The following is a 23466-nucleotide window of genomic DNA, read 5'->3' as shown; positions in this document are numbered from 1 at the left end:
GTGGATGTCCCGGGCCTGCACGCTGGGGCCGTGGAGCACGGAGTCGCCGCTGATGACGTTGGTGGTCGCCGCGGGCGGCGGGCCGGGCGGCGTGTGGGCGGGGCCGTGATGGTGGCGCAGCCATTCGGTCAGCGCGTGCCGTGTCGCCGTGTCGTGCGAGGCCAACGCGTGGAGCTGCTGGGCCAGTTCCCGGAGGAGTGCCGCCTCGGTCGGCTGTCCCCCCGTGGCGTGCGGGGGCCAGAGCCGGGTCACCGAAGGGTCCGCGCGGGCCGCGGTGTCCACCACTCGGGCCAGATCGCGCCACGCGGGGCATTCCGGGTCGGCACCGCAGGCGGCCACGGCCGACAGCAACGCCTCGAGTCCGTCCGAGGAGGAAGCAGGCACGTACGCAACTCCTTTCGGTTACTCAGAAGTCACTCCCCGCCCCGGACAAGGTGTGAACTATTACGGCTATTTATCGGTCAATTTTGAGCTCATAGCGCCCTCTTGTGGTCGGTCATGCCAGGTTCATGACACTCTCGAATGCTCGGCAATCACAGGGCCTACCGGCGGGGAGGACGCTGGTGGAGTTCGAGATCAGGCTTTCGGGATCGGTGGAGATTCGGGCAGCGGGCCGCCGTAGTGATCTCGGATCGACAAAAACGAGGGTGACGCTGGCCGCCCTCGCCTGGGACGCGGGCCGTACGGTGAGCGTGGACACCCTGATCCACCGCATCTGGGACGAGCATCCGCCCGGCAAGGCCAGGGAAGCGCTCCACGCCCACATCTCACGGATCCGAGGTGCCCTGCGGATCGCGGGGGGCGACGCACCCGCGATCGTCAGCCGCACGAACTCGTACTCCCTGGAGGTCGACCCGGACCGGGTCGACCTGCGCTGTTACACGAGATGCGTCGAGCGAGCCCGTTCCCTCAGGGACAGCGGGGACGAGGATGCCGCCCTGCGCCTGCTGGACCGGGCGGACAGCCTCTGGCACGGTGAACCGCTGGCCGGGATCACCGGATCCTGGGCCGAGCATCTGCGCGCCGCCACCAGTGAGACCGGTCTCGTGGCCGCGATGACGAGAACCGAGATCCTCCTCGACGGAGGGAAGTTCACCGACGCCGTTCCCGTGCTCCTGCCGTTGGCCGAGGCACATCCTGCGGACGAGGCCCTGGCCGAACGACTGGCCGTCGCCCTGTACGGCAGCAACCGGACGGCCGAGGCGACCAGACTGCTCCAGCGGACGCGGCAGCGTGTCGTCCGCGACATCGGTCTCGACGCCGGCCGCGGGCTGCACCGAGTCCACCAAGGAATCCTGGCGGGGACCCCCGCGGCGGCCCTGCTCCCTGGCGCCGGAGGCGACAAGAAGACGCCCCCGCGGCCGACGCGCCGGGTTCCGGACAATCTGCCGCGCGATGTTCCGTGGGCCGGACGGCGCGACGAACTGCGGCGGCTCACCTCAGCGCTCCGGGAGGGACGGGGAGCCTCGGAGGTCGTCACCGTCGAGGCGATCCATGGAATGGGGGGTGTCGGTAAAACGGCCCTGGCTGTCCATCTGGCCCATCGATTGCGGGACCATTTCCCGGACGGGCGCGTCTTCCTTCACCTGGGCGGGTGTTCTGCCGACCGGACACCGCCGACGCCGGCCCGGGCACTAACCGAACTGCTGCGGCTGCTCGGCATGGCCACCAAGGAACTACCGGGCGAGCTCGACGAGTTGGTCGCACTGTGGCGCTCGGTGGCGCGTGACCGTCGCATGGTGGTGATCCTCGACGACGCGACCTCCTCCGCCCAGATCCGTCCTCTGCTTCCGGGTGCTTCCCCGGCAGCGGTCGTCGTGACCAGCCGCCGACGGCTGCCAGGACTGCCCGGAGTACGGCCGGTCTCCCTGGACGTGCTGCCGCCGGAGGACGCGGCGGCGCTCTTCTCGCAGCGACTGGGGAGAGAGCGCGACACCGATCCGTCGGACGTGGCGGAGATCGTCCGGATCTGCGGGCACCTCCCGCTGGCCATCGAGATCGCCGCGAGCCGTTTGCTCGCCCGCGCCTCGTGGACCACGTCCGACCTGTTGCGTCAGCTGGGCGGCGGTGGTGGCCATCTGTCCCAACTGCGCGACGCGGACAGGACGTTGACACATGTCTTCGCGGTCTCCTACCACGCGCTGGACGCCGAGCAGCAGCTGGTCTTCCGCCGTATCGGACTGCATGTGGGGGTGGAGTTCGGTCCTGCGGCGATCGCTGCGCTCACAGGACTCTCCCTGGACACGGCCGAACGCGTACTCGAAGAACTTCTGGCTCACCACCTCGTATCCGAGCCCATTCCACACCGTTTCACCATGCATGATCTTCTGCGCGACTACGCGCGATCGCTGGTCGAGGCCGGTGACACCGATTCCGAGGACGATGTCCGACGGGCCGTACAAAGCCTTGTGGATCACTACGTTCACGCCGCGGACCGGGCGGACCGGTTGGCCTATCCCTTCCGTTCGCGCACGGATCTCGACACCAGTGATCCCGCTACTCCATCATCTCCGGAAATCGCTGACGCGCAGTCGGCAGAGCGGTGGCTGATCGTCGAGTCGGCCAACCTTCTGGACACTCTGGACTGGCTTGTAAACCATGGCACAGAACGCCAACTCGCCATTTCCGTCCATGTGTTGGCGGGATTCCTGGATATGGAGGGACACCTCGCCGCAGCCGAGCCGTTGCTGCGGCGCGCCGCAGCCCATTGGAACGCCGCAGGTGACAGCGTGGCCAGGGCGCGAGCCCTGCTCGACCTCTGCGCGGTGTACACCCACGGCTCCCGCTACGGCGAGGCGATTGCGGCCGCGCGTGAGGCGCTCGACGTCGCGCGGTCTCTGCAGGCCCGGGAACTGGAGAGCGAGTGCATTCACCAGCTCTCGGTTTCCCTGTGGCAGACGGGCGAGTACGCCCTGGCCCGATCACTCCAGAAAGAATCTATTGATTTTCTTCTGCAAACAGGAGATCTTCTTCGGATCGCGCGCTGCCGAAACCTGCTCGGAATAATTCACCTCCACCTCGCAGAGAATGAAGAAGCATTGGCGTGCTTCACTGCAGCCCTCGCTGATTTCACGGCAATAAAGGACGAGCGCGGAAAGTATAGCGCTCTGAACAACACGGCGGAACTCCACAAGAGAATGGGGCGCCCAGAGGCTGCCGAAGTTACGTACCGGCAGGCGATGGTTGTGGCGGAGCGGATGGGAAATCCGAGAGACAAGGCCATACTCCAGATGAATGTGGCATCCGTTATGGACGCGCTCGGCAGGACTGATGAAGCGCTTGAGTTGTACGGCATGGTTCTGCCGGTGCTGCGGGAGGTTGGAGACCGGCGCGCAGAGGCCATTGCGCTCACGCGAATCGGCAGGGCGTACCGTGCGGCCGGCCGCACGTATGAGGCCCTGTGGCAGCACGTCGCCGCACTTGAGGTGGCACGTGCCATCCACGCGGCGGGTGAAGAGGCCGACATGCTCTATGACTTGGCCCTGGTCGAACGGGATGCGGGGCGCATGGCCCAAGCCGTGGCTCATCTGGAGGAGAGCCTGGCGGTCAGTAGGCGCATAGGGGCTCCCGCCGAGGAGGCTCGTGCCGCGGGATTGCTGGCCGAACTTCGGGGCGAAGTCACTCCGTAGGAGAATTTGAGCGGCGAGGCCCGAGTCCAGGGATGCGCGCGTAAACCGGCGCAGCGTTCGACTGTGTTGCCATCGATGCGCACACCTGCCCGAGCGGGACGCTAGTCTTTCTCGCGTGCGAGGCACCGGCTCCGTCACTCCTGGCCGGAGCTCTGCCTTGCCCGCGCTTCAGACAATGACCGGTGGTACATGAAAGACCGAAAGGTACAGGGCTTCGTGAAATACCTGCACGCCGCTGCGGCACTTACCTTGACGTGTATTGCATACGCGATCGCCAGCGGCCCTGGCGCAGTCTACTTGAGCATATGAATGACCCGGTGTCCGGTATCTGTCGCCAACTCGTGGCCCGGTACCGGACACCGGCCCCCCCGGATGTGGCCGACGGTGATCGCTCCAGTGAGCGGGTGGTTCTGAGACGATGACGTTCCGATCCGTTCGACTCCGTTGAGCGACTGGGGGGTACTGGTGTGGATCCGATCTCGGCGAGCCTTCTCGTGGCGGTGGCGACCGGGGCGGGCGGTGAGGCAGGGCGGCAACTCTGGGAGTCCCTGCGCGGGTGGGTGCGGAGGAACCCGGCGGATGAAGCCGCCGGATCGCCGGTCCCGGTGACCGGCGAAGTCGAACTGGCCTCCTTCTCCGAGGCTCCCCATGATGTGGAGCGAGCGCGGGCGCTCAGTGAAGCTCTGAGTTGCCGCGCCGAGCAAGACCCCTTGTTCCGGGCCAGCTTGATGCAATGGCAGCAGCAGACGCAGAGGCTGCACACCGGGCACGGGGACACTGACAACACCGTGAGCGGCGGCACTCAGAACGGCCCGGTCGTGCAGGGACGTGACTTCTCCGGGATCAACTTCAATGCCCCCGGCCAGGGGTAGCACTCTCATCCGCCTGAGCAGGCGTGGCCTGGGCGGCGGACCATGGGGTAATCGTGAGGGGACCGCTGACCACGGCACATGGTTCTCTCGGTGATCCATGGAGAGGCCCGGGCATGTTCGGTCTGATCTTCGGCATCCTCCTACGGCCCGATGTGTCCCGAGGAGCTGGCCGGGCCGCGGCGCCGAGACGTCTACCTGGACAGTCTCGTGATCCGGGTCCGGGTTGCCGAGCCTGAGCGGACCAATGGCAAGCGTGCCCCCGGTGCGACCAAGTCGGATGCGGGCGCACGCCTCGTCGTCCTTCCGGCCTTCCTGGACAAGGAGTTGAAGCGGCGCCGCTTGGGCGGGCTCTGTGGCCGTGACCTGCATATATGCCTTCTCTTGGCGGCGGTCGTGCAGGTGGGATCGCGCCGCTGTTGACCGTGGTTGTCCGCTCTTACGGGCACGCTATGAGCACGGCGTCGTGGATCGCGGGGCCGGATGGAGTCGTGGCGATCTCGGGCAGTGGATGGCCAGTCCGGCCGCCGGCCCCCGATGCGGTCTCCCCATTTCTCGCGGGGGCAGCCGGCCATGCGATGGACGTGCAGCAGGACTTCACTCGGGCCAGGCGAGGAACCCTCCGACGATGGTGCCGTAGGCAAGGTGTGCGGCGAGTGTGACGGTGGGGGTTCCGCGGCCGTAGTTGAGCATGAGGAAGCCGGGTGGTTCCAGCAGCGCGACGTCGGGGGCGCTGGTGTGGGGTGTGCCCATGCGTGGGTGGATGAGGGGCAGCAGGATGTTGACCAGCGCGGTGGCGGCGAACAGGCCGTGCACGAGGCCGAAGACGGCCCCCAGCCACCAGCTGCTGTACCCGATGGCGGTGAAGACGGCGTAGTAGAGCAGTGCGAAGACCTGGCCGTTGACGAAGTGCGTGCCGTAGCCGAGGGCCTTGGCACGCGTCCGGTTGCTGGTGAAGGCGGTGCCGAGCAGAAACGGCAGGTCGATGCGGGTGAGGTTGGCCGCGTTGGCTGCGCGCAGGCCGGTGGTCAGGATCAGGGTGCCGACGAGCCCGCCGGCCAGTGCGGCCCAGATACTCATCGTGCCGCCTCCCCGATCGCGCACGCGGCGCTGATCAGGGCCAGGTGGGTGAGGCCCTGGGGGAGGTTGCCGAGGAAGACACCGCTGGTGGGGTCGACCTCTTCGCTGTACAGGCCGACGTCGTTGGCAAGGGCCACGAGCTGGTCCATGAGGTGGGTGGCCTCGTTGACGCGCCCGCTCAGGGCCATTGCTTCGGCGAGCCAGAAGGAGCAGGCGAGGAAGGCGCCCTCGCTGCCGGGGAGACCGTCGGGGCGCAGGTAGCGGTTGACGTAGGGGCCGTCTTGGAGGGTGCGTTGGATGGCGGCGACGGTGCCGCGCATGCGTGGGTCGTCGGGCGGCCGGTAGCGGTGGAGCAGACCGAGCAGGAGACCGGCGTCCAGGGCGTTGCCGTCGGCGGAGCGCACGTAACTGTTCACATGCGGGCTGAAGCAGCGGTCGTCGATGAACTCGGCGATGGCTTGTCGCTCTCGCCGCCAGCGAGCGGAGTGCCGCCCGGGGATCAGCTCCCGCCTGGCCAGGTCGAGGGCGCGGTCGAGGGCGATCCAGCACATCATCTTGGACTGGGTGAAATGCTCCGGGGCACTGCGTACCTCCCAGATGCCTGCGTCGGGTTGCCGCCAGGCGGTGCAGATGAAGTCGGCGGTCTCGGCCAGTCTGAGGGCGATGTCGGGGTCCAGCCTGCTGCCTGCGGCGCAGAACAGCCAGGCGGTCTGCAGCAGTTCGCCGTAGGTGTCGAGCTGGAGCTGGCCGGCGGCCGCGTTGCCGACGCGCACGGGCGCCGAGCCTTGGTAGCCCGACAGATCGCGGACTCCTGTACCAACTCCATCACCTCGATGAGTGCAACCTTCGTTCTCACCATCGGCTATCTCCAGACCTACAAGAAGAAGGCGGGAATCGGCACCTTGGTGTCGTTCACTCTCCCCGCCGCCATGGCGATGATGGTCGTCTGGACCGCGCTGTTCGCGCTCTGGTACGCCTTGGGCCTGCCGCTGGGCCCGGGCGCGCCGATTGGCTGACCGCACCGACCCCACACCGGTATCGGCGGCCGAACACCGGCCCGCCGCCTCACCAACCCGTCCGGACAGCAGAACCAGCTCGTAAGACGCCCGATGTCAGGCCCTCGCCATCGCCTTGCTGGAAACCACTCCAGCAAGGCGATGGCGCCCCTGATGGAGATGGACTTATTGGTCTCGGCCGTCTCCGCGTGACTGGCAGTGCGCGAGGAGGTCACTCTGGCACTGGCCTACGGCGTCTCCCCCTCGGCCATCCGCAGCCGGCTCCGGCCGCTGCCCGGCTGGGTGGGCTGGTCGAGGGCCGTTTATGCAGCCCTCCGGCCGCGTCGGCGTGCGCGCTGCTGGAGGGCGGTGACGTCGAGCCGCCCTCGTGGAGCACGACCAGCTCGCTGTCCAGGACCAGGTCCTCTTCCACGGCGGCCGCAGCTTCCGCAAGATCCGGCAAGGCACGGGTCAGGACGCCCCGGCGGGACTGGATCCGCACCAGGTCGCAGCCGGAACGGCCGCCTGAAGTGGCGCCGGGCACCAGCGGCCGGTCACCGGCATTCTCGCGGACGCGAGCGTGGCGATCGGATCTCCTCAAGGAGCCCCAGTGTGGAGTCCCGCCATTTGGCTCCCGGCTGTGCCGATGGCCTCTACGGGAGACGTCCCCGCCCACTCCTGTGTCTGCATCCACAGGAGCAGGTGCCAGTCCTGGTCGTTGGCGAGCGGGTCGGCGGAGTGCGCGGATCTGCCGTCGATGGTCGAGGGCATGACGAAGGCGCAGGTGGCGGAGCCGTCCTCGGAGTAGTTCGCCATGTTGGCGCCCTGGTCGGTACCGGATCACGTGCTCGGATGTACATCGACGCGATGACCGGCATCCATGCCCCGGCCTGCGAGTTCGTCGCCCGGAGTGACACCGACCCCGGACGGCTCGACGTCTACGAGCGGCGCCTGCGCGCGGCCGACGCGGTGCAAGGCCCAGGTCACTGACCTGGGCCTCTTGAAACGACTGCCTGCAAGGCCGGCCCCGACTCGGTCGAGTCGGGGCCGGAATCCGGGACTTTCAGCGGTCTTCCAGTACTAGAACAGGCCCTTGTAGCCCTGCCACCCCGTGGCGATCTGCGTGCGTGAGGTGAAGGAGCCGTTCCCCTTGCCGTTGTTGCGGTACAGGTTCCCGGAGGTGTCGCGGACGACCAGGTCACCCTTGCCGTCACCGGTGATGTCGCCGACGCCCACCACCGCGTTGTACGTGTTGCCCCAGGACGTGAAGACGGTGACCCGCTCCTTGAACTGGCCCGCGCCCGTGCCGTCGTAGCGGAAGAGCGTGCCGTCGCTGCGGCGGGCGAGCAGGTCGCCGAAGCCGTCGCCGCCCAGGTCGCCGACGCCGGTGATGTGGGTGTACGTGGTCCAGGCCGAACGGATCTTCACCCGGCTCTTGAAGCCGCCGGAGCCGTTGTCGGCGTACAGGTAGATGTCGCCCGTGGATGCCTGCCGCGCGATCAGGTCCGTACGGCCATCGCCGGTGATGTCGCCGGGCGCGGTCAGCACGTTGTACTGCTGCCAACCGGTGCCCAGTGCCGTGTAGCTGCCACTGGGGCTGTAGCCGCCGCCGGCGCACTTGCCCGTGTAGCGGCGCAGGGTGCCGTCGGGCATGCGGACCAGGAGGTCGTTGCAGCGGTCCTTGGTGAGGTCGCCGAACGGGACGGCGACCGTGCCCGCGGGCCAGCCGGAGCCGGACGCCTTGCTGCCGAAGGCGCCCGCGCCACTGCCGTAGTGGGTGGTGAGGTAGCCGGAGGAGCTGAGCGTCATCAGGTCGCCCGCGCCGCCGTTGAGGTCGTGGTACGGGCGGACGCCGCCGGTCAGGGTGAAGGTGCCGGTGGCGGAGAGCGCCGGACCCTGCCCGTCGGCCGGCGTGCCGGTCAGCCGCCAGGTGTAGGTGCCGTCGGTGGCGTACCGGGTGTCGCTGACCTTGCCGTCCCAGGTGGTGGCGAGCGAGGCGTCGAGGCGGGTCGGGGTCAGCGTGCGCACCACGCGCCCGGCCTTGTCCAGGATCTCGGCCTTGGCCCCGGTGACCGGCTTGGAGAGCAGCCAGGAGGCGCTCCAGGTCCGGTCGACGGAGTTGGCGGAGACGTCCACCGACGACTCGACGCGCGACTGGATCTTCTTCACGGGCGACGTCGGCACGCCGCTGTCCGCGATCCGCACCCGTCCGTCGCCGACCGCGTAGGCGAACGTCCCGCCGTAGGGGTCCGCACTGACCGGGTCCTTGACGCCGGGGTCGGCGGGCAGCTCCTCTACGGTGCGCGGCTCGGCCACGGTCCCGGTGTGGAAGTCGGTGACCTCGACGCGTCGGGTCGCGCTGTCGTACGAGACCACGTATCCGTCGCCCAGCTTGCCGGGCCGCGGCAGGGTCATCCGCGTCCCGGTCACGGCGTCGTACACGCCGACGGGGTTCGTCTCGAACGACGACGAGCACTCCCAGTACACCCAACGCCCCACGGCCTGCAGGTCCTTGGCGGCGCAGGCGGAGACGGTGGCGGTGCCCGACGCGGTGGGCAGGCCCCTGCCCTCGAGGTTGCCGGCGCCGTCCACGGTCCACCGCGCGGTGCCCCAGACGGCGGCATTCGTCACGCCTTCGAGGACGCTGTACGAGGGATCGTCCTGGTCGACCAGGTACTTGTCCTCCTCCGCGCCGGGCCGCCCGTAGACCACGTACCGGCCGGAGGCCGACAGCACCTTGCTGCCGTCGCCCCAGGGGCCGTACGGCGCGCCGGCCAGCTTCGTCAGGTCGGTGACCTTGCCGTCCGCGTCGGCGGACTCCAGCACATCGTTCCCGTTGTTGTCGGCCAGGACGACGGAGCGGCCGTCACCGGTGCCGACCGGCCGTACGTCCGCGTACCTCTTGAACTGGGCCGCGTCCGATCCGTCCGGCTCGGCCACCACCCGCCACGTCCCCGGCGACGCCGTGGTGCCGACGGTGATGCCGCCGCGCTGCGCCACCGCGGGCAGCGCACGGCTGTCGGGCTCGGCGGTGGTGAGACGCCCGGCGGCCAGGGACAGGGACGCGACCTTGCCCGCCTTCGCCGGCACGCCGTGCACGGCCGTGACCGCGGGCGCCCCCTCGGCGCCCGGCGCGACCTTGCGCACCGCCCAGCCCGCGGCGCCCGTGCCGCCGGTCACCAGAGCGCCGCCACCCGGGGCCTGCACGATCCGGGGCTGCACGTGCGCCAGCACGGTGCTGCGCTCGCCGCCGTCCAACGGATAGGCGTACAGCGGGTTTCCGAGCCGTACGCGGATGTCGGACTCCGGAACCCAGACGGGCTTGCGGGTGAGCAGGACGTGGTCGCCGGACAGGCCGATGACCGGCTTGCCCTTGGTCTCCTCGCTGTCCCCGAACGCGGACATGCCGACCTTGACGTAAACCGGCTCCTTGGTGACGTCCGAGCGGTCCCAGACGCGTACGCCGTACATGTCGTCGTTGTAGAAGGCGATGCGGTCGGGCGAGAACACCGCCATGGAGTCCGCGTCGACGCTGACGCCGCCCAGCGACGCGGTGATCGTCGCGCTCTCCAGGTCGAGCAGCCCCAGGGACGACCCACGCCCCTCGACGAAGTAGTGCACGGCCAGCGTCGTGGCGTCGCCGCCCTGGACGGTGTGGCCGGCGATGGCGCCCGCGTCCAGCCCGGCCACCGGAGTGTCGGCGGTGCCGGAACCGTCGGCACGCAGGATGTGCAGATCGCCGCGCTCGGCGCCGGCGGCCCAGACGCCGGTCAGCACGGCGGTGCCGTACGTGCCGAGGTACTTCTGTCCCTCGGGCAAGGTGATCTCGGTCGAGGTCCCGGCCTTGAGGTCCTTGAGGGTGACGGTGCGTGCGGCTTCGTCGTAGATGCCGACGGTGTTGGATCCGGCGCCGGTCACGGCCCCGGACTCGGCTTGAGCCTGGCTGCCGAGTTCGACCGGGTCCCCGTCGGTGGGCACCCAGCGGTAGCGGCCGATGCCCGTTCCGGAGCCGTCGGGCTCGGTCCGCTCGAGCTGTCCGTCGGGGCCCGCGGCGTACAGCGCGTTGCCACGCGGCAGATAGCGGTCGGGCGCGTCGACGGTGACCGGGGCCGCCTCGGCCTGCGCTCCTTGGAGCAGGAACGGGACGGCGCCACCGGCCACCGCGAGCGCGGCGGCAGTGGCGATGCCCGTGCGTATGAACCTGCGTCGTCTACGGCCCGGCGAGTGTCGCCCTGTCACGCATACCTCCAACTTGCGGCTGGTGAGGAGGCAGCTCGACGCGGACACACACGGACACGCCGCGCATGCAGCGCACATCGACGTGGCGCTGTGCGAGGCCCCCGGCTTACCCAGCGCAACTCCGTGCTCAAACATCACAGGGACGTTGCTGCCTCCCTGTCGCCCCATTTCGCCTGCTGGAGGCCTGGCGGCAGTGCCCAAGCCATGGCAGCGATGACGGGGTACGAGCATGGCTCCGCATGTGTGGACGTTCGGCGCGTGCTCGGCAGACGGGAAACCGGTCAAAATCATCGGCAACGCATAACCCCAGGCCGCCGGCCTGAGCCTCAATCATGGAGAGGGTGACGAGAACCGAACTCGCGCTCTCAGCTTGGGAAGCGACGGCGCTCAGACGGCGGATTAGCTTCTGACCTGCGGAAACGTCGCTTTCAGTGCGGCTTCGAGGGCTGGCATTGCGCCGCTGTTTACCGTGGTTGTCCGGTCTTATGGGCACGCTTTGGGCACGAGCTCGTACTGGGATGCTGTGCGGTAGCTCGACCAGTCCGTTGTGGTGCTGCACGTCCGGGTTGGGCTTGTCCCCGACGTGTGGGCTTGCAGATGCACACTCCCGCTGCAGCGTAGGAGGTCAGAGGCGGGCAGTGTGGCCCGGCGGGCGGCCTTGGCCTGCTGGATGTGCCCTGGCGGCCTCAGAAGGGCGTACTCCAGGGCCGCCGCGCTGGGGGACTTGTCGATGTCCGAAGCTTCGGACCACTTGAACTCACATACCGCCCTCTCAGCCCTCGCCCATGCCAGCCCCAGGACGGGCGATTTCAGGCTGAACTGCATTCAGTGGATGTCAAACGGCTCAGCCCGTGTCTGGATCATGTTCCTGAGGAGCCCGACGCGGAGCCTTGGCCGGAGGCCGAGAGGCTCCGGAGTACGTCGGCCGCAGCGGTCTTGCCGCTGTCGTAGGAGCGCTCGATCTGGTCGGTGATCGCTCCGGCCCAGAACAACACGCCATCGACCGGCCGGTAGATCACAGGTCCGCCGGGAGCGTCGAGTGCGTAGCCGCCCAACGCGAACGGATCGTTCGCCCAGTCGTGTTGGCTGGCCTTGGTGTACATGAGGTCGGGTTGGCCTGCCATTCCCCGTACCGCCTCGAGTGCCTGCCTGAGACGTTGCTCTGCTGGAAGCGCGAGTAGTTCCGCCGCTGTGTCGCCTTCTGCCCAGCCGACGACGACCTGCCCGGTGAAGCCGGGAACACCGGCCGACGAATTCCACAGGAGCCCGGGGTTGTTGGGAAGCCCGCTGACGACATCCGCGTTCTCCGGGATCACTGGTTTGGCGAACTCCATCAGGATCTTGGAGACGGGGTGGTGCTTGACGGCCTTGAACGCGGCGGTCTTGTCCGCGGGCAGCGCGGGCGAGAACTCCACCACGTCCTTCTGCAGGACCCCGACCGGGAGTGCGATGACCGCTGCCCGCGCTTTGAACGTGACCGCCTGACCGTCCCGTTCGGCTTGCACCACTACTCCGGTGGGAGAGTAATCGATGCGCCGCACCACCGTGTTCAGCTGGATGGTCAGTCCGTCGGCCAGCGGCTTCAGGATCTGGTCGTAGCCCCCGATGACCCGGAAGTCCCCGCCGGGCCCGCCTTCCAGCGAAGGGACCGATTTCTCCCACGGCGCACCGGGGTCCGAGCGGCTGATCTCGGTCCGCAGATTGTGTGTCTTCGCACCTCCCTTCCTGATCAGCTGCCAGGTGGATATCTCGGGTCCGTGAACAAGCTCTGCGCCGCGTTCGACCGGGATGGACATGTCGGACCGGTCGGTCCACATGCGGCCCCCGACACGGTCCCTTGCCTCTAGGACGAGCACCTTCTTCCCGCCGTCGGTGATGTCCCGTGCAGCGCTCAGGCCGGCCACTCCAGCACCGATGACAAGGACGTCGGGATCGGTTGCCGCTGCCCGCTGGTCGGCTGAGGGAAGCACGGCGTTTGCCGTGACCGCCGCCAGCGAGCCGCTCGTGACTAAGGCCGCTGTGCCGATCAGAAAGCGTCGACGGCCGAGAATGGGACGCCTGTGTTTCATGCTCTCTCCGTCCGTGAGCGGCGAGCGCGAGCCGCCCGCCGCAATCAGGTTGAGCGGCCCAGGATCGGCAGGCATATCCGCCAGGTGGCGGGGGCTCCCCCGCCAACCAGCCATATGGTGTCCGTGAGGTGGCGGAGCTCTTCTGAGAAATGTGAGGTCAGAGGGGCCCATGGGAACATCAGGTGATTTGCCTGGCCCAAATCCGTGAAATCGAGCATCGGCGACCTTTTCTGCCGGCCGTGGGGTCGCACCTCTGGGAGCTCAGAGGACTGACGGTGTCGGCGTCCGTTGCACGTCCCGGCCGGTCGGACCGCCGGGACGTGGTCCGTTGTGGCGGGTGATGCGATGGGTTCGGCCGCCGGTGCCGTGTCCCGTCGGCGCAACTGTCTCCTCACACCGGACGTTTCACCTCCGTTTCAGTGCCTGCGCCACTGTCTTCGCATAGAGCTTCGCGGCCGTGGGACCGGGGTGGATGCCGTCGTCCGCGAGGAGGTCGTCCTTGCCCTGGATGGCGCGGTCCCAGTCCGCGACCACCACGTTCGAGTGCGCCTCGGCGGTCTGCCGGATGGCGGTGTTGACCCGGTCCTTCCAGGTGACGGGTCCGTGCACGGTGACCAGGACGACGGTGCGGGGGCCCGCTGCCTTGACGACCTGTTCGAGTTCCTGCCGGCCGCCGAGCCCGTTCGTGCCCAGGCCGATGAGCAGGATCTGGTTCAGGTGGCCGGCTTCGCTGAGGGATCGCACCTCGTCAGGGGCGACGGCCAACTGGCGGCTGACCTTGGCGTCGATGACGATGCCGGGGAAACGCTCCTTGAGCGCCGGGGCCGAGGCGAGCATGACGGAGTCGCCCAGGGCCGTGATCCTTTTGGCGTGGGGGTGCGGGGAGGCGGCCGGGGACGGCGTTTGCGCGCTGTGGACGGCGCGTTGGCCCGCGGCTATCTGGTCGGCGGCGTTGTTGCCGCCGTCGGCCGTCTTGAGACCCCAGACGGCGACGATCACGGCCGGCACCGCCAGAGCCACCATCGCGCGCGGGAGCCGCGACGACCCGTGTCCGTCGCGCGGACGCGAGCGGCGCAACGGTTCCTCCACCCAGCGGTAGGAGGCGGCCGCCACCGGCAGGGAGAGGAGTGCCGCGGCCAGAGCGTTCCGCGTGGCCTGGGCCGCCGTGTGGCCGTCCGGCAGGGCCAGGGCGATCAGCGGCAGATGCCAGAGATAGATCCCGTAGGACCGGCGCCCGATCCAGCGCAGCCACGAGGCGCCCAGCAGCGTGGCGAAGACCGAGCCGGCCCGAGAGGCGGACACGACTACGGCTCCGGCCGCGCACGCGGCGGCGGCGAAGCCCCACGGGTACAGGTATCCGGAGTCGGAGTGGAGTCCTCCGGCCAGCCCTCCGAGGACGACCCACCCCAGAACACCGGCCGCCCCGCAGACGAATCGTGCCCAGCGGTGCTTCCAGGCATGGGCCGAGGGGACGGCGAGCGCGAGAGCGGCTCCGAGGAGGAGACCGAAGGCGTGGGTGTCGGTGCCGAAGTAGACCCGTGAGGCGTCCTCGCCGGGCCGGTGCATGAGTGCCATCGCGGTCAGGGACACGATCGCTCCCGCCAGGACGACGGCCACCCGTGCCCGGCTGCGTACCCGGGAACGGGTCATCCACAGCAGGCTCAGGATCACCAGGGGCCAGGCGAGATAGAACTGCTCCTCCACACCGAGCGTCCACAGGTGCTGGAAGAGGGGAGGAGGGCCGAAGGAGGCGAAGTAGGAGGCGTCGGTGCTGATCTGCCACCAGTTGTTGGTGAAGGTGAGCGCCGACAGCACGTCCCGACCGGAGGTGTCGATCCGTTCCGGACGCCACAGCGCCGCCACGGCGGTCACGGTGACCAGGAGGGTCACCAGCGCGGGAAGCAGCCGTCGGGCCCGCCGTATCCAGAACTGGCCGAGGGCTATACGACCGGTACGTTGCCGCTCGGCGCACAGCAGGTCGGTGATCAGGTAGCCGCTGAGGACGAAGAACACGTCGACGCCGAGAAAGCCCCCGGGCAGCCAGGAGGGGGCGACGTGGTACACGACGACGAGCACGACGGCCATCGCCCGGACACCGTCGAGCCCGTGCAGGTAGGAGGAGGGGCGGGCGGGGGTGAGCTCATGGTCGGCGGGGCGCCTCATCACGAGGGTCCTGCCGTCTCTCACGAGGGTCCTGGTGTTGTTCATCACTAGGGTCCTGGTGTCGGTCACTGGCCACCCTCTTCGCTCCGGGTGGGCAAGGGCCGGTCCGCGCTCAGTGCCTGCCACACGGCTTTCGCCTGTGGTTGCTGGGGGACGACCCGGTTGGGGTCCTGCGGGGCAGGGGCGACCGGCAGGGTGCGGAAGTCAACCTGGTCGGCGTCCAGACCGTCAACGGAGCGGGCGAAGGAGGTCAGCGCCGACAGTGAGCCGAGTCCCTTGTCCGTGGTGAGGGCACTGGTGAGGTCGTCGAGCAGCTGGTATAGCAGCACGGGATCGGTCAGCAGGTCGGTGGAACGTATCTGGGTGATCAGGGCTTTCATGAAGGTCTGCTGGAGCTTGATACGGCCGAGGTCGCTGCCGTCGCCGACGCCGTGCCGGGTCCGTACAAGGCCGAGGGCCTGTTCGCCGTTCAGGCGCTGCGTTCCCTTGGACAGACGGGCGTGGCTGTACGGATCGCGGATGTCCTGCGGGACGTCGACCCGCACGCCGCCCAGCGTGTCGACCAGCTTCTTGAAACCGGTGAAGTCGATCTCCACGACGTGATCCATCCGCAGACCGGACAGAAGTTCGACAGTGGCGACCGTGCAGGTCACGCCACCGGCCTCGTAGGCGGAGTTGAACATCACCGCCCGCGCGGCTGGAACGACTGACGACTTGGTGGGGCAGGCCGGCCGGTCGACCAGGGTGTCCCGGGGGATGCTGATCACCGAGGCGTCCCTGCGGCCCTTGGCTATGTGGACGACCATGGCCGTGTCGGAGCGGGCGTTGCCTTCGTCACGGCCATACGCACGGTTGGCTCCCGACCGCGAATCCGACCCGAGCAGCAGCACACCTCTCGGAGGACGATCACGGCAGGCGGGCGAGCCTCCTGGCCGAGCGGCACGACGCCGGCGCTGGGCAGGATGTCGCGGAGGCAGTCGTGGAAGGCGTCCCAGTTGTGGCCGAAGTGGTCCGGGAAGCCGAGCCCGGCGGCCCATTCGGTGAACAGGTCCTGCTTGGTGCGGCAGCGGGAGCCGCGCACCTCCCCGCGTGTCGTCGGGGTGTCGGGCGCCATCTCGGTCAAGGAACGGATCCAGGCTGTCGTAGCGGTCAAGGTGACCCCTCCTCCTCGGGTACGGGGGTGGGGTGGACGGATCGGGATCGGGTCCCTGTCCGCCCCACCCCGCGGTCTGTTCAGTTCCGGTGCCTAGAAGTGGCCGAGGTAGTAGAACGACTGGTAGTGGTCGAACGTGACGTGACCGCCGCCCGTCGGCTGCTGCTGCGGATGGTCGAACCGGGCCGGGGCACACCTGGCACGCGACGCCCTCTCACCCGGACGGAACTCGGTGAATGGGCCGATTCCACGGTGGCGACGGTGGTCGACCAGTTCGCCCGAGCCCGGCTGCTGACCACCGACGAGGACGGTGCCCAGATCGCCCACGAGGCCCTGCTGACCTGCTGGCCCCGCCTGGCCGACTGGCTGGAGGAGGACCGGGATCGGCTGCGCCACCACCGGCGCCTGACCGAGGCCGCGCACGCCTGGCTGGAGGCCCACCGCGACCCCGGCGCCCTGTACCGGGGCACCCGTCTCGACCGGGCGGAGGAGCTGTTCGCCCAGGACAGCGCGCTCACCGCGGTCGAGCGCGGATTCCTCACGGCGGCCCTGGAGGCCCGCGACGCGGAACGCCGTACGGCCGCCAGAGCCGCCCGCCGCTCCCGGATCCTGCTGGGCTCGCTGGCGTCGGTCCTCGTCGTGGCCCTGGTGTCCGGCCTGGTCGCCTGGACGCAGGCCCGCGCAGGCGACCGGCAGCGCACCGACACCGCCGCCCGCCGCGTGGCCGACGTCGCCGACTCACTTCGTACGACCGACCCACGCACCGCGATGCTGCTCGGCGCCGCTGCCTGGGACATCTCCCCACTGCCCGAGTCCCGCCGCGCCCTGCTCGGCGCCCTCGCCCAGCCCGAGCTCGACGCCTTCACCGGACCCCTGCCGACCGATCGGGCCTCCGGCTTCCTGACCGACTCCGGCCGGACTCTGCTCGGGGCGGACGGCCGGGCCTGGCGGACCTGGGACGTCGCCACACACCGACGTACCGGTTCCGGCCCGTTGCCGTCCGGGGCGAAAGTCCTGGCTGTCGGCCCCGACGCCAAGGTGCTCGCCCTCTCCACGAGCCAGGGTGTCAGGCTGTGGGACACCCGGCGCGGACGCTGGACCGGCTTCTCCCGGCCTTTGCCCGGCGACAGCACAGGCATCGCCTTCGGTGCCGGCGGCCACAGCTACGTGACGAAGGACTGGAATGGCGACACGTCCGGCCGCGCGAGGGACCTGGACCTGGTGCGGGGCGGAGGGATCCGAGCCCTCGCCTTCACCGCCGACGGCTCCAGGCTGGCCGCGGGCGACTACACCGGCCGCGTCGCCCTGTGGGACGGCGACCTGCGCCGACGTGCCGGCATCCTGCGCGACGTCTTCCCGGACTCGCGCACCGACACCCCCGAGGCCGTCAGCGTCCTCGCCCTCAGTCCCGACGGCCGCACCCTTGCCGTCGGCGGCGATGCCGGGACGCTCCAGTTGTGGGACACGACGACCCAGCAGCCCCTCGGGGTACCCCTGCCGACCCAGGGGGAGGCGATCGGGTCGCTCGCCTTCAGCGCCGACAGCCGCACGCTGTACACGAGCAGCGCCCACGCTCCCCTCCGCCGCTACGACATCGACCCCGCCCAGGCGATCCGGAGCGTGTGCGCCCGAGCGGGAACATCGCTGACCCGAGCCCAGTGGCAGACGTACGCGCCGGATACGGAGTACCGGAAAGTGTGCGGGCACCGTCCATGACCGAGCAGGCCGGACATCCGGTGTCCCGCTTCCTTCGCCTGTCGGCCTCATGTTAAGTTACGACTAGTAACTTACCTATCGTAACTTATGGAGTCTGTGAGATGGCGAAGAGCAACAGGGTTCTCGTGGTGGGTGGATACGGCACAGTGGGGATGCTCATCAGCGATCTGATCGCCCGCAGGCATCCGGACGTGGATGTCGTCGTCGGAGGCCGACGCTTCGTCACAGCGGAGGCGGCGGCACGGCTCCATGGTCTCGCGGGTGCGCTGCGGATCGATGTCACCGACGATGACCCACTCGCCGACGTCGACCCGCTGCCGGCCGCGGTCGTGGTGGCCGTCAATGATCACAACGACCGCCTGCTGCACTCCGCCGCCCGGCGGGGCATCCCTCTCGTCGACATCGCCCGCTGGCTGGCGCGCATCGAGGACGCGCATCGGACACTGGCACAGGAGCGGGTGACGGCTCCGGTCGTCCTCGCCTCGGGCTGGATGGCGAGCGCGGCCGCGGTGACCGCAGCGGCGCACGGAGGGGGCGTGCCGGCCGATCATGTCGACATCGACATCCTGCTGAGCCTTAAGGACAAGACCGGCCCTGACTCTGCGACCGGCTTCGTCGACGTGCACCTGCCGTTCGAGCTCTGGGAGCGCGGCGAGGCACGCACCGTGCGAGGCATGTCGGAACCTCGTCCGGTGACGTTCAGTAACGGACAGACCCGTTCCTGCAGCCTCTTCAGTAGCCCTGAGCAGGCAACACTGGTCACCACGGGTCACGCGCGAGGAGTGTCGGTGCGTATGGCCTTCGACAACCGTCCCACCAACGCGGCGTTCACCGCGCTGGTGAACTCCGGTCTGTGGGCGAGGCTTTCAAAAGAGCGCAGGTTCGGGATCCTGCACAGCCCGGGAGAGAAGGACGGCGCCCCGCACGAGTTCGTCGTCACCATCAAGAACGGCCCGGACACCCGCAGAATCCTGGTGAAGGACCCCGAAGGGCAAGCCCATCTCACGGCAGCCGGCGCGGTGACGCAGTTGGAACGTGTGCTGGGGCTGAACGGTCGCGACCAGCCCAATCCGGGAATCTCCTTCCCCGAGGATGCGAAGGACGTCATGGCCGATGTCGCCGCCATGGAGTCGATGGGCGTGCGGTTCACGGAACTCTCCCGAAGCCAAGCCGGTTCAGCCGCTCCGGCCCGGACGGCATAGGGGGCAAGACACGTGCCGGTTTCCCGTTGTGCCCTAAGCTACGGTCTGTAAGTTACGAACGGTAATAACGCTGGGGTCCGGAGCGAGAGGGGCGTACATGGGAGGGGCCGGCTCGGAGAGTCCGGTGAAGCGGCGGCGGGTGTCGGCCGCGACACGGAAGGAGTTGTTGCTGGAGACCGCGCTGCGTACGGCGCGGGAGGAGGGGGCTGGTTCCCTGACACTGGCCCGGCTCGCGGATGCCTGCGGTGTCAGCAAGCCCATCGCCTACCAGCACTTCGGCTCCCTCGCCGGGCTGCTGGCCGCCATGTTCCAGCGTGTGGGTGCCGAGTACGAGGAAACCGTCATGGAGGTGATGGCCGCCTACCGGGAAACCGGGACCGCGGCCGACAGCGCGCTCCGGGCACTGTGCGATGCCTACATCGCGTGCACGCTGGAGAACGGCGCCCTCCACGCAGACATCGGCGCCGCTCTCGTCGCCGCGGGCGAGCGCCCCGGCGCCGTGTTCGCCGACGACGCCGAACGTTACTGCCCCCTTGTGGCCGAGCTGGTCGGGCTCGACCAGCGCACCGCGTACGCCCTGACCACGGCCTTCCTGGGAGCCGCGGACCGCCTGTGCGAAGCGGTCATCGCCGGGCGCCTGCGCCAGGACGAGGCCGTGGAGGTGCTGGTGCGGCTCTTTCCGGCAACGGTGTGAGGAGAACTCCGTATGGAAGCGGTCCTGATCGACCCCACCAAGGAGGGTGCCGAGAAGCTCTGCCTCGGTACAGTCCCCACCCCGCGGCCCGCCGACGGCGAGGTGCTCGTCGAGGTCAGGGCCGTCGCCCTGAGCGCTTGGGAGAAGGGGTTCGTCCAGAACGACGACCCGCGTTCACTGACCCGCAGGACCAGACGGAGAGCGGTCAACCTGGGCCTGGAGTTCTCCGGTGTCGTCCGCTCCGACGGCCGACGCTTCACACGGGGGCAGCGGGTCATGGGCGGCCCTCATCTGACGAAGGGTGAGAAGGCCCTGGCCCAGTACGTGGCTGCCCCTGAGGAGTACCTCGCCGAACTCCCCGACACCCTCGACTTCACCCCGGCCGCCGCGCTGCCCATCGGCGCGGAGACTGCCCTGACCGGCCTGGACAAGGCCGCACCGCGCCCCGGGGACAGCGTCCTCGTCGTTGGTGCGAGTGGCGGCGTGGGCGTGTACGCCGTGCAGATCGCAGCCGCCCTTGGCGCCGACGTCACCGCGATCGGCGGCCGGAACTCCGCACCGCGTCTGAAGGAACTCGGCGCGAGGACCGTCCACTCCTACCGCGACACGACCTTCGAGGACCTGACCGGCACCTATGACGTCGTCTTCGACCTCTCGGGGAGGCTGCATTTCAGCCAGGTGGGGAAGAAGCTGACCCGGACGGGAACCTTCGTCAACGTCAATCCGCACAAGGACCTCGCGGGCATGGCAGCAGCCCTGTTCAGCAGGAGAAAGGCACCGCTCGTCTACGTCCCGCACTCCTCCACCACGGCGCAGACCCGCATCCTGGAGATGGTCACCCGCGGTGCGATCACGCCCGTCGTGGAAGCGGCCCACGACATCGCCCACCTCCGCACGGCCTTCACCGACCTGACCCGGAACGAGCGACTCGGCAAGATCATCGTCACTTGGCCGCCGGACTGACGACCATATGCCCATGGCGCGCCGCCGACCGCCACGAAGGAATGACGAACCCGGCCGATCGACCACTCGACGCCCTGCTGCGGGCCGCACGCCCCTGACGGCCTCGCGGGGACGGCCGCTTCCCCGCTCAGCGGCCGGGATGGGGGCCCAGACGGCCCGGGGTCGGGGCGCCCCTGACCTCGCCGATGTAGACCGTCATCTGCTGGCGGAGGCGCTCGGCGGCGGCCCGGTCCCGCATGAAGGCGGGGAAGGCATCGACGTTGGCGTTCTTGTACTGCCAGGCCCTCTTCAGGCCGGCGGGCGGGGCGACATCGGTGCGTACCGACCACCCGTCGCTGGTCTGCCGCTCCTTGGACAGCTGCCAGTTGAGGAAGAGCTTGGCGGCGGCCGGGTGCTTCGCCTCCTTGAGGATCGCCTCGCGCTGTCCCCAGGCCACGAACGGGTCGTTGGTGTCGGGGAGCATGCCGACGGTCTCGGCGGCGGGGTCCTTGCCGGCGTCCGGGGCGACCCAGCCTCCGAGACCGATGGCCTTCTTCCCGGTGGTCATCTGGTTGCCCGCGGAGTCGGAGCCGCGCAGGAACTCGGTGTTCTTCGCCATGCCAGCCAGCCAGTTCCACCCGAACCGCTGCACGTACTGGCTGTACAGGAACAGCGTGGCGTCGTCGTCGTTCGGATACGCCGAGGCGATCTTGCCCTTCCACCTGGCATCCGCGAACTCCTTGACGCTGCGGGGCGCGTTCTTGCCGACCAGGTCCTTGTTGTAGGCGGCGCCGAAGGCCAGGACATCCGTGGCGACCCAGGCGCCCTCCTTGTCCTTGAACCTGTCGTAGACCTTGCCGAAGCCAGCTGGCTTGTACGCCAGCAGCGCTCCCTCCTTCTTCCATCGCGGGAAGTCCTGCAGGGTCTGGAGCTGGACCACGTCCGGCACCAGCGTGCCCGTGGCCAGCTGGTTGTCTATGCGCGCGTCGTGGTACTTGCTGTAGTCGACGACCATCTCGACCTTGATGCCAGGGAAACGCTTCTCGAACGCCTCCTTGGTCTCGTCCTGCTGGTCCTTCCAGTCGCCGCCGGCGTAGACGACCAGCTTGCCGCCCTCCGCCTTCGCCTCCGCGTACAGCTGCTCAAGCGACCTGGTCTCCTCACTCCCGGTCCCGGTCCCGGTCCCGGTCCCGGTCCCGGTCCCGGCGCCGGAGTCGGCGGCTGCCCCGAGGGTCAGTCCTACGGCGGCCACGCTCGTGGCGACTCCGGCCGCCACGAGGGTTCTGGAGAGGCAAAGCGGTCGCGGGTTCTGCTTCTGCAACGGGTTGAACGGCATAGAAAAGGGATCTCCTTCACGGGATGGCAGCTACGGGTTCGGGTTCGGCCGGTGTTGTCGCTCAGCGGACCAGTTCGGCCGGCTTGGTGGCCTTGCCGAGGAGCCACTCCAGGGGGCCGCGGCGGAAGTAGCGCGACCAGAGGGTGGCGAACACGGTCACGGCCGCGATGAATCCCAGCAGGACGTGCAGGGGGGAGCCCGGCAGTTCCTCGATGCCGAGGAGGCGGATGCCGACGATGTGGAAGACGTAGGCGGTCAGGGACATCGTGCCGACCGCGATGACCGGGCGGGCGAGGCGGTGGAAGCGGGGGAAGGCGTCCACGGCGGCGAGGCAGCCGGCCAGGACCGCGATCGCGACGCCGGTGTTGCCCAGTATGGAGAGGGTCGTCTCACTGTGCGGCGAGGCGACCAGCAGGCCCGCCGGGGTGGTGCCGTCGGGGTAGCCCCAGGTGTCGGACCACCAGGCGGACGACGCCGAGCCGCCCACGCCTTCGCCCCAGCTGTCGGCGCTCAGCTTCGACAGCGCACCCGGGACCAGGTGCAGGGCCAGCCAGGAGCCGCCGTAGCCGATCACGGCGAGGGCGAGACCGGTGACGGCCAGGCGTATCCGTACGGCGGTGGCGGCCAGGTCGAGCCGGGCCACCGCCATGCCGGCGATGACGAAGGGAATCCAGGTCAGGGCCGGGTAGCTGCCGGTGAACAGGAGCGAGACGATGCCGTCCGCGTCCGCGGGCCACGCCCAGACGCCCTCGGCGCCCTCTGCGGGGAGCGCGTGCTGGACGACGTACAGGATCTGCGGCAGCACCAGCGCACCGGCCCCGGCGATGACCGCCAGCGGGACCGCGCTCAGCCGGTACAGCGGCAGCACGAGCAGGAAGTACAGGCCGTAGAAGGCGAGGATCACCTCGACCGGGGTGCCGGTCGAGGTCAGCCAGGTGCCCAGCACCAGCAGGACGAGCGCCCGGATCACCACCTTGGCGACCGCCTGCCGGCCCGCCCGGCCCGTCTTCGGGGTACGGCGGCCGGTGATCAGCATGATCGAGAATCCGGCCAGGAAGGCGAAGAGCGCGGAGGCGCGGCCGTGCGCCAGTTCCATGAGGTGCCCGATGACACCGCCCCGGGCGGGGTCGGGGCCGACGTGGGCCGCGTACATGCCGAACACCGCGAGCCCTCGGGCGAGGTCCACGCCGATCAGGCGTCCGACGGGGAGTCGGACTGCCTCGGGGACTCGGACCGCCTCGGGGGCGCGGGCCGGCGCCGTGAGTGCCGTGCCGTCTGCGTTCTGGGTCATGTTTCCAGGCTGGAGAGCGGACCGGGCCCGGAGTATCCGACGACTGTCCAGTGCCACCCCGCCACCCGTCGGGAACCCACCCCCCGAG

At 69.2% G+C, this 23466-nt stretch carries 19 protein-coding genes and 1 pseudogene; 9 read left to right on the top strand and 11 right to left on the bottom strand.

Annotation, left to right across the window (positions count from 1 at the left end; all coding sequences use genetic code 11):
• A pseudogene (locus FNH04_RS17680) lies at positions 1-384 on the bottom strand (tetratricopeptide repeat protein); the annotation flags it as partial.
• A gap of 179 nt (positions 385-563) precedes the next feature.
• Here FNH04_RS17680 and FNH04_RS17675 point away from each other — a divergent pair.
• Entirely contained in the window at positions 564-3629 is a 3066-nt protein-coding gene (locus FNH04_RS17675) for an AfsR/SARP family transcriptional regulator (protein WP_322723223.1), read from the top strand.
• Positions 3630-4096: 467 nt separating this feature from the next.
• Entirely contained in the window at positions 4097-4501 is a 405-nt protein-coding gene (locus tag FNH04_RS17670) for a hypothetical protein (RefSeq protein ID WP_228031459.1), read from the top strand.
• Positions 4502-5095: 594 nt separating this feature from the next.
• Here the strand turns inward: FNH04_RS17670 and FNH04_RS17660 are convergent.
• Both FNH04_RS17660 and FNH04_RS47665 read right to left on the bottom strand, forming a co-directional pair.
• Positions 5096-5578, bottom strand: a complete 483-nt coding sequence (locus tag FNH04_RS17660) for a hypothetical protein (protein ID WP_152785323.1) — start codon at positions 5576-5578, stop codon at positions 5096-5098.
• Positions 5575-6351, bottom strand: coding sequence for a glycoside hydrolase family 15 protein (locus FNH04_RS47665; protein WP_345669226.1), 777 nt, complete (start codon positions 6349-6351; stop codon positions 5575-5577). The genes FNH04_RS17660 and FNH04_RS47665 overlap by 4 nt, the downstream gene beginning before the upstream one ends.
• Before the next feature lie 60 nt (positions 6352-6411).
• Between FNH04_RS47665 and FNH04_RS47660 the strand changes: the two genes are divergently transcribed.
• Together FNH04_RS47660 and FNH04_RS46580 are read left to right on the top strand one after the other, a co-directional pair.
• Positions 6412-6594 carry an AbgT family transporter gene (locus FNH04_RS47660; RefSeq protein ID WP_265580048.1) on the top strand — a complete coding sequence of 61 codons (183 nt, stop codon included), beginning with the start codon at positions 6412-6414 and terminating at the stop codon, positions 6592-6594.
• 367 nt (positions 6595-6961) lie between these two features.
• Positions 6962-7102: a hypothetical protein gene (locus FNH04_RS46580; RefSeq protein ID WP_194236718.1), complete on the top strand. Its 141-nt coding sequence runs from the start codon at positions 6962-6964 to the stop codon at positions 7100-7102.
• Positions 7103-7170: 68 nt separating this feature from the next.
• On the opposite strand, the gene FNH04_RS17640 is transcribed toward FNH04_RS46580, so the two are convergent.
• The gene (locus FNH04_RS17640) at positions 7171-7389 is read right to left on the bottom strand and encodes a hypothetical protein (RefSeq protein ID WP_152785317.1); all 219 of its coding nucleotides are present in this window, start codon (positions 7387-7389) and stop codon (positions 7171-7173) included.
• A gap of 36 nt (positions 7390-7425) precedes the next feature.
• On the opposite strand from FNH04_RS17640, the gene FNH04_RS46575 reads away from it, so the two are divergent.
• Positions 7426-7563: a hypothetical protein gene (locus FNH04_RS46575; RefSeq protein ID WP_194236717.1), complete on the top strand. Its 138-nt coding sequence runs from the start codon at positions 7426-7428 to the stop codon at positions 7561-7563.
• A gap of 90 nt (positions 7564-7653) precedes the next feature.
• Here the strand turns inward: FNH04_RS46575 and FNH04_RS49020 are convergent, their stop codons facing one another.
• The 5 genes from FNH04_RS49020 to FNH04_RS47650 form a co-directional block, all read right to left on the bottom strand.
• Positions 7654-10734, bottom strand: a complete 3081-nt coding sequence (locus FNH04_RS49020; RefSeq protein WP_152785315.1) for an FG-GAP-like repeat-containing protein — start codon at positions 10732-10734, stop codon at positions 7654-7656.
• Between the two features lie 938 nt (positions 10735-11672).
• A complete protein-coding gene (locus tag FNH04_RS17630) occupies positions 11673-12881 on the bottom strand; it encodes a flavin monoamine oxidase family protein (RefSeq protein WP_194236716.1) in 1209 nt (402 codons plus the stop codon).
• Between the two features lie 405 nt (positions 12882-13286).
• The gene (locus FNH04_RS17625) at positions 13287-15089 is read right to left on the bottom strand and encodes an acyltransferase family protein (protein WP_152785311.1); all 1803 of its coding nucleotides are present in this window, start codon (positions 15087-15089) and stop codon (positions 13287-13289) included.
• A 20-nt stretch (positions 15090-15109) separates the two neighbouring features.
• Positions 15110-15850, bottom strand: a complete 741-nt coding sequence (locus FNH04_RS17620) for an LCP family protein (RefSeq protein ID WP_265580047.1) — start codon at positions 15848-15850, stop codon at positions 15110-15112.
• Positions 15835-16197 carry a barstar family protein gene (locus tag FNH04_RS47650; protein ID WP_228031458.1) on the bottom strand — a complete coding sequence of 121 codons (363 nt, stop codon included), beginning with the start codon at positions 16195-16197 and terminating at the stop codon, positions 15835-15837. The genes FNH04_RS17620 and FNH04_RS47650 overlap by 16 nt, the downstream gene beginning before the upstream one ends.
• 126 nt (positions 16198-16323) lie before the next feature.
• Between FNH04_RS47650 and FNH04_RS17615 the strand changes: the two genes are divergently transcribed.
• The 4 genes from FNH04_RS17615 to FNH04_RS17600 all read left to right on the top strand — a co-directional run bounded on the left by FNH04_RS17615 (position 16324) and on the right by FNH04_RS17600 (position 20772).
• Entirely contained in the window at positions 16324-17913 is a 1590-nt protein-coding gene (locus FNH04_RS17615; protein ID WP_152785307.1) for a WD40 repeat domain-containing protein, read from the top strand.
• Between the two features lie 101 nt (positions 17914-18014).
• Positions 18015-19115 (top strand): saccharopine dehydrogenase, encoded by a 1101-nt coding sequence (locus tag FNH04_RS17610; RefSeq protein WP_152785305.1) that lies wholly within the window; start codon positions 18015-18017, stop codon positions 19113-19115.
• Positions 19116-19212: 97 nt separating this feature from the next.
• Positions 19213-19809, top strand: a complete 597-nt coding sequence (locus FNH04_RS17605) for a TetR/AcrR family transcriptional regulator (RefSeq protein ID WP_152785303.1) — start codon at positions 19213-19215, stop codon at positions 19807-19809.
• Positions 19810-19821: 12 nt separating this feature from the next.
• Positions 19822-20772, top strand: a complete 951-nt coding sequence (locus FNH04_RS17600; protein ID WP_152785302.1) for a zinc-binding dehydrogenase — start codon at positions 19822-19824, stop codon at positions 20770-20772.
• 127 nt (positions 20773-20899) lie between these two features.
• On the opposite strand, the gene FNH04_RS17595 is transcribed toward FNH04_RS17600, so the two are convergent.
• A complete protein-coding gene (locus tag FNH04_RS17595) occupies positions 20900-22087 on the bottom strand; it encodes an ABC transporter substrate-binding protein (protein WP_152785299.1) in 1188 nt (395 codons plus the stop codon).
• 61 nt (positions 22088-22148) lie between these two features.
• A complete protein-coding gene (locus tag FNH04_RS17590) occupies positions 22149-23378 on the bottom strand; it encodes a DUF418 domain-containing protein (RefSeq protein ID WP_152785297.1) in 1230 nt (409 codons plus the stop codon).
• Positions 23379-23466 lie beyond the last annotated feature (88 nt).

Origin of the sequence: Streptomyces phyllanthi, assembly GCF_009377205.1 — a bacterium.
GTDB classification, from domain to species: domain Bacteria; phylum Actinomycetota; class Actinomycetes; order Streptomycetales; family Streptomycetaceae; genus Streptomyces; species Streptomyces phyllanthi.
This window is presented reverse-complemented; position numbering and strand designations above follow the sequence as displayed.